Origin of the sequence: Streptomyces solincola, assembly GCF_002982015.1 — a bacterium.
In the GTDB taxonomy this organism is placed as follows: domain Bacteria; phylum Actinomycetota; class Actinomycetes; order Streptomycetales; family Streptomycetaceae; genus Streptomyces; species Streptomyces solincola.
Map to the genome: position 1 here is coordinate 1 of NZ_PVLV01000229.1, position 13,249 is coordinate 13,249.

Annotated in this window: 5 protein-coding genes; 2 read left to right on the plus strand and 3 right to left on the minus strand. The window is 74.9% G+C overall.

Features of this window, described 5'->3' with window-relative positions:
• The first annotated feature begins 104 nt into the window (after positions 1-104).
• Positions 105-1,469: a cation:dicarboxylate symporter family transporter gene (locus C6N75_RS16180; RefSeq protein ID WP_181160494.1), complete on the plus strand. Its 1,365-nt coding sequence runs from the start codon at positions 105-107 to the stop codon at positions 1,467-1,469.
• A 90-nt stretch (positions 1,470-1,559) separates the two neighbouring features.
• On the opposite strand, the gene C6N75_RS30715 is transcribed toward C6N75_RS16180, so the two are convergent.
• The 3 genes from C6N75_RS30715 to C6N75_RS16195 form a co-directional block, all read right to left on the minus strand.
• Positions 1,560-6,728 carry a hypothetical protein gene (locus tag C6N75_RS30715; RefSeq protein WP_105869613.1) on the minus strand — a complete coding sequence of 1,723 codons (5,169 nt, stop codon included), beginning with the start codon at positions 6,726-6,728 and terminating at the stop codon, positions 1,560-1,562.
• A gap of 121 nt (positions 6,729-6,849) precedes the next feature.
• Positions 6,850-10,107, minus strand: coding sequence for an ATP-binding protein (locus C6N75_RS16190; RefSeq protein WP_105869614.1), 3,258 nt, complete (start codon positions 10,105-10,107; stop codon positions 6,850-6,852).
• Complete coding sequence (locus C6N75_RS16195; RefSeq protein WP_105869615.1) at positions 10,088-10,930, minus strand: alpha/beta hydrolase; 843 nt, start codon at positions 10,928-10,930, stop codon at positions 10,088-10,090. The genes C6N75_RS16190 and C6N75_RS16195 overlap by 20 nt, the downstream gene beginning before the upstream one ends.
• 395 nt (positions 10,931-11,325) lie before the next feature.
• Between C6N75_RS16195 and C6N75_RS16200 the strand changes: the two genes are divergently transcribed.
• On the plus strand, positions 11,326-13,249 hold a 1,924-nt coding region (locus C6N75_RS16200), incomplete at its 3' end, for a HelD family protein (RefSeq protein WP_407703232.1).

The window sequence follows — 13,249 nt, forward strand, 5'->3', positions numbered from 1 at the left end:
AGATGTGTAAAAGACACAGACGCAAGGGTGACCGGCCGCACAAGGTGAGAGATGGTCTGCGGGATCCACCGGGACGTGGAACGACTCATTCGTAGGAGGACCCCGTGGCCGCACGGCGGGACCGCACGCACTATCTGTACCTGGCCGTCATCGCGGCGGTGGTGCTCGGCATCGCCGTGGGCTTCCTCGCCCCGGGCGTGGCCGTGGAGCTGAAACCGCTGGGCACCGGGTTCGTCAACCTGATCAAGATGATGATCTCGCCGATCATCTTCTGCACGATCGTGCTGGGCGTCGGCTCGGTCCGCAAGGCCGCCAAGGTCGGCGCGGTCGGCGGACTGGCCCTCGGCTACTTCATGGTCATGTCCACGGTGGCGCTGGCCATCGGCCTGGTGGTCGGCAACCTGCTGGAGCCCGGCGCGAGCCTGCGGCTGACCGACGAGGCCGCGTCGGCGGGCGAGCAGCAGGCGGCGGGCGCGAGCGAGGGCACGGTCGACTTCCTCCTCGGCGTCATCCCCAAGACCATCGTCTCCGCCTTCACCGAGGGCGAGGTGCTCCAGACCCTGCTGGTCGCGCTGCTCGCGGGCTTCGCGTTGCAGGCCATGGGCCGCTCCGGCGAGCCGGTGCTGCGCGGCATCGGGCACATCCAGCGCCTGGTCTTCCGCATCCTCGCCATGATCATGTGGGCCGCCCCGGTGGGTGCGTTCGGCGCGATCGCCGCCGTCGTCGGCGAAACCGGCGTCGATGCCCTGAAGTCGCTCGCCGTCATCATGATCGGCTTCTATCTGACCTGCGCCATCTTCGTCTTCCTGGTCCTCGGCGCGCTGCTGCGGCTGGTGGCCGGCATCAGCGTCGTCGCGCTGCTGAAATACCTGGGCCGGGAGTTCCTGCTGATCCTCTCCACCTCCTCGTCGGAGTCGGCGCTGCCCCGCCTCATCGCGAAGATGGAGCACCTGGGCGTCAGCAAGCCGGTGGTCGGCATCACCGTCCCCACCGGCTACTCCTTCAACCTGGACGGCACCGCCATCTACCTGACGATGGCCTCGCTCTTCGTCGCCGAGGCGATGGGCGACCCGCTCTCCGTCGGCGAGCAGATCTCCCTCCTGGTCTTCATGGTCATCGCCTCCAAGGGCGCGGCCGGCGTCACCGGCGCGGGCCTGGCCACCCTGGCCGGCGGCCTCCAGTCGCACAAGCCGGCCCTGGTCGACGGCGTGGGCCTGATCGTGGGCATCGACCGCTTCATGAGCGAGGCCCGCGCCCTGACCAACTTCGCCGGCAACGCGGTCGCCACGGTGCTGGTCGGCACCTGGACCAAGGAGATCGACAAGGAGCGCGCCGCCGAGGTCCTGGCCGGCCGCGTCCCCTTCGACGAGCGCACCCTCGTCGACGACCACGGCCCCGCCGAGACCGCGGACACCGACACCGACACCGAGGGCGGCGCCCCCGACCGCCGGGACCCGGTGAAGGTCTGACTCCGGGGCCCTTCGGGGCCCGCCCCTGCGACGCGGCCGCGCGGGATCCCCCCTCCCGCGCGGCCGCTCCGCCGTGCCGGGCGGCCGGCGTCAGTGGCGGGCGCGCAGGCCGGCGGGGCCGAACAGGCCGGGGCGCGGCTGCTGTTCGGGGACGCGCAGCCGGCTCAGCAGGGTCAGCAGCTCCTGCCGCCAGGGGTCCACCGCGCGCACCCGCTCCTTCAGGCGCTGCTCGACGGCGGGCTTCAGCTCCAGCAGCAGCCTGGCCAGGTCCTCGTGTTCCAGCCCGGCGCGGTAGGCCAGGGTGAGGACCCCGGGGGAGGCGTCCGCGATGACGCTCAGGTGGGCCTCCTCCCCCGACACGTCCCCGAGCCGGCCCGCGCGGACCGAGGCGATCAGCGCCATGGCGGTCAGTTCGGCCTGGTGCCAGGTGCGGGAGGCGCGCTCGAACGCCGGCAGCGCCGTGTCCAGGGCGTCAGCGGTCCACTCCGACTCCGGCAGCCACGTGGCCGCCCAGGCGACCTCCGCGCCATAGGCGCCGTTGACCGGGTGCCGCGGCGTCCGGCCGGGCAGGAGCGGGTCGAGACCGGTCTCGCGCAGCGCCTGGGCCGCCCAGCCGATGGACGCCCAGTGGGCGTCCGGGTCGAGCACCAGGTGCCGGTCGACCGCCGCGTCGAGCAGCCCGGCGGTCGCCGCGCCGAAGTCCGCGACGTTCTCCCGCCGCAGCGCGGACAGCTTCCGCAGCAGGTGCGAGGAGCCGGACAGGCCCAGCTTGCGGGCCAGTTCGCCCGGCTGCGGCAACTGGTCGATGACGCTCTGCGCGAGGTCCCGCTGCCCGGTCAGCACCAGCACGTGCAGCAGACCGGGCACCACCCGCAGATCGGTCGCGCTGCCGCGGCGGACCCGGCTCAGCAGCTTGCCGTGGTCGACGCTGGCGCACAGCTCGGTTCCCCACTGCTCGTCCCAGATGTACGTCAGCCGCAGCAGCTCGTTGATCGCCCGCGGGCTGGCCAGCTTGACCACCACCTTCAGCCACTTCTCGTACACCAGGCGCTTCATCCACTTCAGGTGCCCCTGCCCCGGCAGCACCCCGAGCCCCGCCAACTGCCGGCCCAGCCTGCCCTGGTTGCCGGGGTCCTGCTCGTAGCGGAACTCCTCGGTGAAGTCCCGCCAGGCGAAGTGGTCGTCCCGCAGCACCGCCAGCAGGCCCCGCCCCTTGCCGGGCTGCACCATGTCGACCGCCCGCAGCAGGTTCGCGAGCCGGTCCGGAGCGGACACCGAGCGCTTCACCGAGCTGACCAGGAACCCCGGCCCGTGGTCCGTCCCCGTCCCCTCCAGGTCCGCCACCACGTCGGTCGCCAGCGCCGGGTCCAGCTTGCGCAGGTTGTCCAGGCTCTGCGCCAGGTGCGTGGTCGGCATCCGGCGGATCTCGGCGGCCCAGTCCCAGTCCCGGGTCGACCGGTACTCCCGGAACGCCGCCAGCAGCCGGGTCTGCGCGTCCTCCTCCCCGCTCATCCGCAGCGTGTGCACGGTGACCCGCAGCCGCTCGGCCACCGAGTTGGGGGCGGCCGGCACGAGGGACTCGAACATCCGGCTGGTGTCGAAGTCGTCGCGGTAGCGCCGGGGGATGTCCGGGTGGATGGCCCGCGCCAGCCGGTGCAGCGCGCCGAAGGTGTCCGCCCGCAGACCCGCCTCCGTCATCTGCCGCGCCAGCGGGGCCGGTTCGACCACCTCGGCCAGCCTGGTCAGCAGCTCCAGGCCGAAGTAGTCGTCCCCCACCAGCAGCACGCCCAACTGCGCCGCCCACGGCCGGTGCACCCGGTGCCGCGACCCGATCGAGTCGACGATCAGTTCAAACACATACTGCTCGACCTCGCGCCGGTACTCCGCCTCCGCCTCCCACAGCCCCCGCAGGAAGTGGTACAGCACCGACGACCTGCGCTCCCTGCCCAGCAGTCCCAGGGCGAAGTCCCGGCCCAGCCTCGCCGCCAGCTCCCCGGCGAACGTCCGCTCCCCGGAGCAGTACAGCTCGTCGATCCGGTGGGTGGCCGACAGCAGCAGCCCGGCGCCCTTGCCGTCCGCCAGCTTCTCCACCCGCTTCGCCAGCTCCCAGGCCAGCGGGGCGTCCACCTCCAGGGCGCCGCCGCTCTCCCGGTACAGCAGACCGCGCACCGTACCGCTGTGGATGTTGGACAGCACCGACAGCAGGTTGGCGGCCGCCGGCGGGGCGGCCTGGCGCAGCACCGTGCGCAGCTTCTCGACCGGGCGCACCCGGTTGAGCAGCTTGGTGCAGAACGCCCGGTAGTTGCGGGACAGGTCGCTCAGCGCCTGGCTCACCTCAGCGGCGGTCGCCCGGCCGAGGGCGAGCCGCACCTGCCCCTCGTTGGCCTCGATCAGCTCCTCGTAGTCGACCTCCTGGCCGCCGAAGTGCAGCCGCAGCGCCAGCCAGCCGACGACCACGCCGAAGCGGGCGTCGTCCGCCGGGCGCCGCTCCAGCAGGTCGTGGATCTCCTGCCGCGTCTCCAGCGGGCGGCGGGGCCGGTCGCGGTCGCGGTCGGGGTCCGGCAGCCGGTTGCGGCAGCGGTCCAGCAGGTCGTCCAGCTTGCGCACATGGATGAGGTCGCTCGCCGAGTCCTCGCGGATGTCCTGCACGAGCACGTCGGTCAGCCCGACGATCAGCCCCGGCGAGGAGTCGTGGTGCAGCCGGAAGACCCGGCGCGCCAGGTGGTAGCGGTCCTCCAGGGTGGCCGGCCGGTTCATCACCGCCGCCAGCCCGCCGCCCGGCTCGGCCAGCCAGGCCATGAACGCCTCGAAGCCGGCGGTGCCCTTGACGTGGTGCCAGTGCCGGGCCACCAGCTTCAGCACCGACGACAGCGCACGGGCGGTCAGCTCGCCGGCCGCCGGCACCCGCGCCATCACGTCCGGCATCCGGGCCGGCACCCAGGTGTGGTGCAGATAGTGGTCGCAGATCGTCAGCACCACGCAGGCGGTCGCCACGTCCCGGTCGTCCGTCCACCGGGCGACGGCCTCCCGCACGTCGTCCTGGTTGAGTATCCGGCCCAGCAGCAGCGAGTCGTAGGCGTGGCACACCCGCAGCAGCCCGACCAGCCTGCCGTCCCGGTCCTCGTCCAGCAGTCGCAGCAGGTACGCCGCCACCGGCTCCGCCATCCGGCGCAGGTCGGCGGCGGCGCTGACGTCGGAGACCTTCTCGCCCGGGGTCAGCTCGCGCAGCAGCAGCCGGGCGTGGTGGCGGCTGGGAAGCCGCACCGTGCCGTGCGACCGCCGGGCGCCCATCCGGGCGAGCACGGCACGGGCGCGCAGCTCCACGTACTCCTCGGGCACGCCGTCCCCGAGCTGGGAGACGGCCGCGACCAGCTTCAGCTCCTCCCGCTCCGCGGGCCCCAGGCCCGCCACCGCCTCGGCCGGCCGGACCGGGGCGGCGACCGCCTGCCGCCGGTCCTCCTCGGGCTGGGCCGCGGCCTCCCGCATCGAGCGGCTGAGCAGCCACAGGTCCCGCCGGGCCGTCTCCAGCAGCGCCGGCAGCACCGCCGCGGCCGCGCCGTACACGTCCGGGTGGCGCTCGACCATCCGCCGGGCCAGCGCCGCCACCTCGGCCTCGCCGACCACCGCGGTCATCGGCGACAGCAGCCCGGAGTCCCACTCGACGCCGGAGCCCTCGGCGAACCGGGTGAGGGCCAGCGCGTGCACCCCCAGCTCGGCGACGAGCGCCGCGACGTCCCGGCCCACGTCACCCCGCTCCAGCGGGTGCAGGTCCTCGATCACCACCAGGGTGCGGGCGCCGGCCGGGACCCCGGTGAGGTGCATCGCCGAGCGGACGATCGCCGGCAGGTCGCCTTCCATCGGCAGCCGCCGGTCGGCCGGCGACAGCGTGAGGACCTTCCAGCGGGCCCGCTCCATCCGGGCGGCCAACTGGCGGGCGATCACGCTCTTGCCGCTGTTCGCCGGCCCGGCCAGCACCATCCCCAGCCGCGTCTGATGGGCGGACTGCGCCTGCATGGTGAACTGCCCCTGCAACACGTCCACCTGGTCGGCCTCCACCAGCGGCGGCTCGGCCGGATCCTCCTGCCAGGCGTCGGCGCCGCCGGGCGCGAGACCGGTGGGGCTCGCGTACACGACCCGCCACCCTCGCCGCCGCAGGGTCTCGGCGTGCCAGCGGTCCTCGGCCTCGTCCCAGGCCGTGCCCCACAGCAGCGCGGCGGCGCCGTTCAGGGTCCGGTCGGGGGAGGACGCCGGCGCCCCGCGCCCCTCCAGCGTCCAGCCGGCCGGGCCGCAGCTCAGCACGGCGAGCCCGGACGCGCGGGCCGTCTCCCACAGGCGTACGTCACCGGGCGCCGTCCACTGCCCGTCCCGGCCGTCCGCCGCGATGCCGGCCATGACGAACACGCCCATCCGGGCCGGGGAGGGCAGCCCCGCCTCGCCGGCCAGATAGGTGAGGGCGACCGCGGCCGCGCCGACGCCGCCCTGCACGGCGGACGGCGCGCGCACCCCCGGCGACGACGGGAAGGAGGCGGTCACCCGGGGCGGCTGGACCCGCCCCCGGGCCTTGACTAGCCGGCACGCGTGCGCCAGCGCCCGCGCCGCCTCGGCCCGGAAACCGTCGTCCAGCGGGCAGTACGCGGGCGCCGGGGCGGGCTCCGGGGCCGCGCCGGGCTCGGGGACCGCTTCAGGGTTTGCGTCCGGGACGGCCGGCGGGTCCGCGTCCGGGACGGGCTCCGGGTCCCCGGCCGGCTCCGTCTCCGCCTCCGCCGGCTCGGTGGAGAAGCGCACCGGCACGGCCGCGACCGCGGACCAACCGGGGTCCGGCCGCAGCAGCAGGTGCACGGCGTCGGGTCCGCCGGGCTCCGGAGGAGGCGGCGCCGGGCAGTACGCCCCCCGCGCGGGGTGCAGCTCCTCGGCCCGGCCGGCGAACGCGTACAGCCCGTCGAGCAGCCCGGCCTCCCGCAGCGCCGGCAGCCACGGCCCCAGCCCGGTCGACCCGGGCTCCAGGTCCTCCGCCAGCAGCGCCCCGACCCCGCTCAGCGCCTCGCCCGGCCCGGCCGCCTCCCAGCGCAGGGACTCCACCGGCACCGGCGCGTCCGGGGTGAGCAGGGCGGTGCGCTCGACCAGCGCGGCCACCAGCGACAGCGCCTCGGCCGGGGTGCTCCCCGGCTGCCGGGTGAGCGTGGCCAGGGCGTGCAGGAGGAGGGTGGTGCGGTAGGCGTCCTGCTCGGCCTGCGGCTGCGTTCCGTTGCTGTCCGGCAAGCTGGTCCCCTTAAGGTGCGGTGCTCAGTGGCTGGTGGTGCGATACGTCGCGGGGCGCCGCACCGGTTCCGGTCCGGCTCCTCGCCCGCGCCGGACGCGGAGGTCGCTCGGGTCGCGGAGGTCACAGGGTGATGCGGGCGGTGCCGTTCTGGGTGCACACCACCAGTCGGCCGGTCTCCTCCAGGTCGGCGGACCAGACGCCGGTGCCGACGTCGAGGGCGACCTCCGGCCGTGGACCGGCCAAGCCCCGGTCCAGCGGAGTCAGCCGTACGAAGCCGTCCAGGCCGGTGGTCAGCAGCAGCGTGCCCCCGCCGGTGCGCAGCACCTTCAGCGACGTCACCCGCTGGTCGCCGTGGGCCGCGACGCAGCGCTGACCGGTGCCGTAGGGGCTGCTGCGCCACACGGTGCCGTCGTTGCTCGCGGTGAGGATGTCGCCGTCATGGGCGCCGATCCAGGTGAGCGCCTGCCGCTGCGGGGTGGTGAAGGTGCACCGCAGCAAGCCGTCCGGTCCCCAGGCGGCCACCTCGCCGGTGGGGCAGCAGGCCACCGTCCAGCACTCGCCGGAGACGACCGCGGTGGCGACGGAGGCCAGGACCAGCCCGCCGCTGTCGACCGGCCGGTCGTCGACCCCCTCCTTCTCGCAGCGCCGCCAGGCGTGCGCCGAGGCGATCAGCAGCCCGTGCTCGCCCAGTTCGCAGGCGATGACCCGGTCCGGGAACGGCGGCTCCGCCATGGGGTACCGCTGCCCGGACTCCAGATCGTGCAGGGTGAGCCCGCCGGCCCAGGTGGCGAGGGCGGCGAAGGGCCGGCCGTGCAGCATCCCCGCGCCCACCGCGGAGAGTTGGGCGGCGGCGTCGCCGGTGTCGGCGGCGGGGTGCGGGGGGCGCAGCCCGGGCCGGTCCCGTTCGCCGTACAGGACGCCGCCCTCCTGGGTGCCGACCACCAGGAACCGGCGGCGGTCGGCGACGGAGACCCCGCTGACGCTGTCGCTGGACTCCCGGTGCACCCAGGTGCTGCGCCACGGCCGCGGCAGGCCGCCGGCGTTGCGGGCCAGCTCGCCCTGCTGGTACGCCTGGGCGAGGAACTCCAGCCGGGACATGTCGCATCCGTCGTCCCGGGCGCCGGCGAACAGCCGGTCCGTGATCCTGCGCACCGCGCGGGCCCGGGGCGAGCCGGACAGCGTCAGGGCCCGGCGCAGCCGCGGCGGGTCGACGCACAGGAGGAAGTCCGGGTCGGTGAGCAGCTCGTCCAGCATCCCGGCGCGCTGGGCGTGTTCGGCGAGGTTGCGCCGGGTGTAGCCGTCGGCGGCGGACCAGCGCGGGCGGTGGCCGGGCCCGGCGGCGCCGAGCGCGTCGGTCAGGGCCCCGGTGAAGGCGGCGTGCGCCCGTGCGGTGTCCTCCACCGGGGCGAGGTGGCGGGCGTACTCCTCGCGTCGCAGCCGCCAGCCGGCACCGCCGGCGACGTCCTCGGTCTCGGTGACGAACTCCTCGGTCCGCGCCAGCAGCCTGTCGAGCGCGGTGCGGTCGGTGCGGCGGCCGGTGAGCCGGCGGACCAGGTCGATCCAGAGCGGGTAGTCGGGCACCCCGCCGCCCAGCGCCCAGGCCAGCGGGGTGAGCAGGTCCTTCGCCCAGTCCGGATCCTCCGGCGCCAGCTTGGCCAGCTCCCGTTCGAAGACGTCCGTCACGGAGGTCTGCACGCGCGCCTCGTCTTCCGTCGGCTTGCGCCCTGCCAGGTCGATGGAGAAGAGGTAGGCCCGCAGGAAGGAGGTGCCGGACCGTTCGCGGATGGCGTCGGCGTAGCCGTCGAGCGTGGGCCGGGACACCCTGTCGTGCAGTGTCCCGCGCCGGGTGGTGAGGACCTGCCGGGCCAGCAGCTCGATGTCGCCGGGGTCGAAGTACGGCGCCTCGCCCAGCGGCAGCTCGCGCACCCCGGGCAGGACGAGCGGCTCCTCGGTGCTGAACGCCAGTCTCACGGTGGGTAGTTCGCTCAGCGGCAGCAGCACCTTCTCGGCGAACTCCCGGACCGTCTCCGCGCTGCCGTGGTCCTCCGCGTCGGTGGCGCCCACCCGGTTCACCGTGTCGACCAGCACCCAGCGCGGTTCCGGCAGCCTCGCCAGCGCGTCGAAGAAGGCCGCCGGGTCGTCGCGGTAGGGCACCCCCAGCTCGGCGCCGATCTCGTGCAGGACGCTGCCCCGGGAGCCGCCGTACGCCTGCACCAGCACCGCGCGGCCCGGCGGCACCGACAAGGCGGGGGCGTCCGAGACGGCGTCCATGGCGGCGTCCGAGACGGTGGGGAGCGGTCGTTCGTCGGAGGCGGCGGCCAGCCAGGCGAGCAGGGTGGACTTCCCCGAACCGGAGGGCCCGGTGACGTTGACCGGCCCGCCGCCGTCCGGGGCGGCGCCGGCCAGGTGCGCGACCAGGTCGCGCTGGGCGCGCTCGCGGCCGCAGAAGGCCCAGCCGGATCCCGCGGCCGCCTCCGGCAGTTGCTGGGGGCGCAGCTTCTCGTAGCGCGGGTTGGGGAAGACCCGGCAGTCCTGCCCGCCCTTGCCGGGTGTGGCGTACACGTGGACGTCCTGCCGCCGGCCGGCCAGGTGGTGGTGGATCTCCTTGCGCAGGGCGCGCAGCTCGACGTACCTGGCGCTCTTCGGGATGCCCGGCGACTTCAGGGAAGCCGACAGGGCGTCGGCGAAGGCCAGTTGGTCGGCCTCCTGGGTCCGGCCCGCCGAGGTGATGAGGAAGACGGCCGGCTTGCGGTTGCCCTGCTGGGTGACGGCCTGCTCGTGCTGTGCGAAGTCGGAGACGGCCATGCCCGAGGAGCAGGCGTCCACCAGGACCACCACCTGCTCCGGCCGGCCCCGGCCGTCCACCCGGGTCTGCTCGTTGACCAGGTCCGCCAGTTCGTGCGCGGTGATCGAGGTGGCCTCGTCCCGGTCGGTCCCCCTGGTCCCGCCGGACATGGCCAGCCGGTAGGAGCCGTTGGAGGCGTAGCCGTGCCCGGAGTAGTACAGCACCAGCGAGTGCGGCGGCCCGTCCTGCTCCGTACCGCGCCGCGCGCCGGCGACCGCCTGCTTCAGCTCCTCGGGCCGCGGGTCGAGGAGCACGCCCTCGGCGGCCGTCAGGCCGATCTCCTCGAACACCCCGCGGACGAGGGCGATCTCGTCCTTCACCCGCGGCAGCGGCTCCAGGCCCGGCCCGTAGGCCGCCGTCCCGGCGACGACGAAGACCCGCCGGTGCCCGTCGACGCTCCCGCCGCCGCGCCCCGCCGCCGTGCCGAGGGCCGGCGCGGCGGCCGCCCCGGCCGCGCTCCCGGCGGCGGTCCGGCGGGCGACGGTCTCGGCGGCGGTCCGGCCGGCGACGGTCTCAGCGGCCGGCGAGGCCATCCGCGATCCCCCGGGCGGCCTCGGCGGTGGTCAGGTACCGCCGTACGGAGTGCGCGCCGAACCGCCCGTTGCGCACCAGGTGGTCCTCGACCTCCTTGCCGAACAGCGGCGCCAGCTCCTTGACCAGGGCCACCGGGTCCTCCACCGCGGCCACGTTGACCCAGCGGCGCACGTTCGGCCACCGCGCCGCCTCGCCCCGCACCAGCGGCGGCCGCAGCCGGGAGGAGATCGCCCCCAGCCCCAGCGGCGAGCCCAGCGTCACCAGGGTGTCGACCTCCCACTCCGGGTGGGCGCACAGCGCGTCGTAGGCGATCACGCTGCCCAGCGAGTGCGCCACGACCACCCGGGTGTCCCCGGTCACCACCCCGTCCCAGCGGGCCAGCACCGCGTCCCGCAGGGCGTCGTCCGTCAGATAGCGGTGCACCTGCTTGATCATCCAGACGACCGCCTTGGCGGGGGCGTCGCCCAGCAGCTCGCTCTCCACCAGCCTGCGGAACAGGCCCTGCACCGCACCCTTCGAGCCGGGCCGCCCCTCGCCGGTGTTCTCCGCGAGGGCCTCCAGCAGCTCCAGCTCCAGGTCGTCGTCGAGATCGGCCGGACCGTAGCCCGGCAGCTCGGAGAACTCGTCCGAGCCCGGCCCGCCCTTCTTGCCCACCGAGCGGTAGCAGTTGCCGTAGTACACGGCCGCCACGTCGGCAGCCTCCACCGGCGGCAGACCGGTGTCGACCAGACCGGTGCGCAGCTCCCGGAACCAGTCGCCGTGCATGTTCTCGCGGTGCGCGAAGGTGTAGCCGATCCCGTGGCACAGCACGACCTTGGACACTGCTTCCCCCTCGCCTGCGCTGTGCGGGCGCGCGTCGCCCGGGCGCCCGACGGGTCATCAGAAAGCCTACCGGCGCTGGACCCGCCCGGGACGCGAACGGGACGACTGCGCACCCCGGGGAGGCGGGGGACGGCCCGGCACGACGAAGGGGAGCCCGGCCGCGGCTGGCGGCGAGGGCTCCCCTTCGCGTAAGATTTCTGGTTCGTGTACGGGCGTGCAGGCATGGCGAAGCCGCACACGAAGAGCATCAGTCCACGGAAGATACCGCGTCGGGAGTGGGATTGTCAACGCAAGCGCAGAAGCCGACGGAGCCGGACACGGCGGCGCACGAGCCGGCGAAGCCGGACACGGCAGCGCGGGGACCGGTAGCGCACGAGCCGGCGAAGCCGGACACGGTGCCGGTCGAGCAGGCGAAGGAGAGCGCGGAGCGGGGGGAGCTGCGGGCCGAGCAGGACTTCGTCGACGGCCTGTACGCCCGCCTCGACCGCCTCCGCGACCAGGCGTCCGCCGCCCTGAAGGCGGCCCTGAAGGCCGGCGGCAGCACCTTCCAGGCCCGCAAGGAGCGGGACGTCCTGGTGGCCGAGCAGTCCGCGCTCCTCGCCGGGTACGAAGCCGGCGAGCAGGGCATCTGCTTCGGCAGGCTGGAGTTCCGCGACGGGCGCGACCACCGCATCGGGCGGATCGGCATCCGCGAGGACGACGCCGAGCACACCCCGCTGGTCCTCGACTGGCGCGCCGAGGTCGCCCGGCCGTTCTACCTGGCCACCGGGCACCACCCGATGGGACTGCGCCGCCGGCGGCACATCACCATGAAGGGCCGCGACGTCACCGCCCTGCACGACGAGATCCTCGACCTGGCCGACCCGGTGCGCACCGGCCACGAGAACCCGGACGCCGACGCCGTGCTGCTCGCCGCGCTCGGCGCCGCCCGCACCGGCCGGATGACCGACATCGTGCAGACCATCCAGGCCGAGCAGGACCGGATCATCCGCGCCCCGCACCAGCGCGTGCTGGTCGTCGAGGGCGGTCCGGGCACCGGCAAGACCGCCGTCGCCCTGCACCGGGCCGCCTACCTCCTCTACGCCCACCGCGAGCAGCTCGCCAAGCGCGCCGTGCTGATCGTCGGCCCCAACCCGGCCTTCCTCGGCTACATCGGCGAGGTGCTGCCCGCGCTCGGCGAGACCGGGGTGCTGCTGGCCACCGTGGCCGAGCTGTTCCCCGGGGTGACCGTCACCGCAGCCGACAGCCCGGAGGCCGCCGAGATCAAGGGCCGGGCCGCCATGGCCGACATCCTGCGCCAGGTGCTGCGCGAGCACCAGACGGTGCCCGCCACCAGCGCTCCGCTGGAGATCGACCACGACGACTACGGCACCCTGCTGCTGGACCGGGACACCGCCGAGGACGCCCGCTGGGACGCGCGCGCCACCGGCCTCCCGCACAACCTGGCCCGCCCCCGGTTCGCCACCCGGATCATCGACGCCCTCACCGCGCAGTTGACCGAACGCCTCGGCGCCGACCCCTACGGCGGCCCCAACCTCCTCGACGCCTCCGACGTCGCCCAGATCGGCAAGGAGGTCGCCGCCAGCGCCGAGGTGCACGCCGCGATCGAGGAGCTGTGGCCCACCCTCACCCCGCAGGACCTGGTGGCCGCCTTCCTCGCCGCGCCCGACGGCCACCTCCCCGACGGTGAGGCCGAGTTCGTCCGCCGCGACACGGACGCTCCCGAGGGCCCCTGGACCGAGGCCGACATCCCCCTCCTCGACGAGGCCGCCGAACTCCTCGGCGCGGACGACTCCGCCGCCCGGGCCGCCGCCGAGCGCGCCCGCACCGAGCGGATCGCCTACGCCCAGGGCGTACTGGACGTCTCCTACGCCTCGCGGACCTACGAGTTCGAGGACGAGGAGTCCGAGGTGCTCGCCGCCCACGACGTCATCGACGCCGAGCGGTTCGCCGAGCGCCACGAGGAGGAGGACAGGCGCAGCGCCGCCGAACGCGCCGCCGCCGACCGCACCTGGGCCTTCGGCCACGTCATCGTCGACGAGGCCCAGGAGCTGTCCGCGATGGCCTGGCGGCTGCTGATGCGCCGGATCCCCACCCGCTCCATGACCCTGGTCGGCGACCCCGCCCAGACCGGCGCCCCGGCCGGCTGCGGCTCCTGGCAGGACATCCTGGAGCCGTACGTCGGCGAGCGCTACGAGCGGGTGGTGCTGGGCGTCAACTACCGCACCCCCGCCGAGATCATGGCCGTCGCCGCCGAGCTGCGGCGCGCCCAGGACCCCGGCTTCACCCCGCCCCGCTCGGTCCGCTCCACCGGCGTCC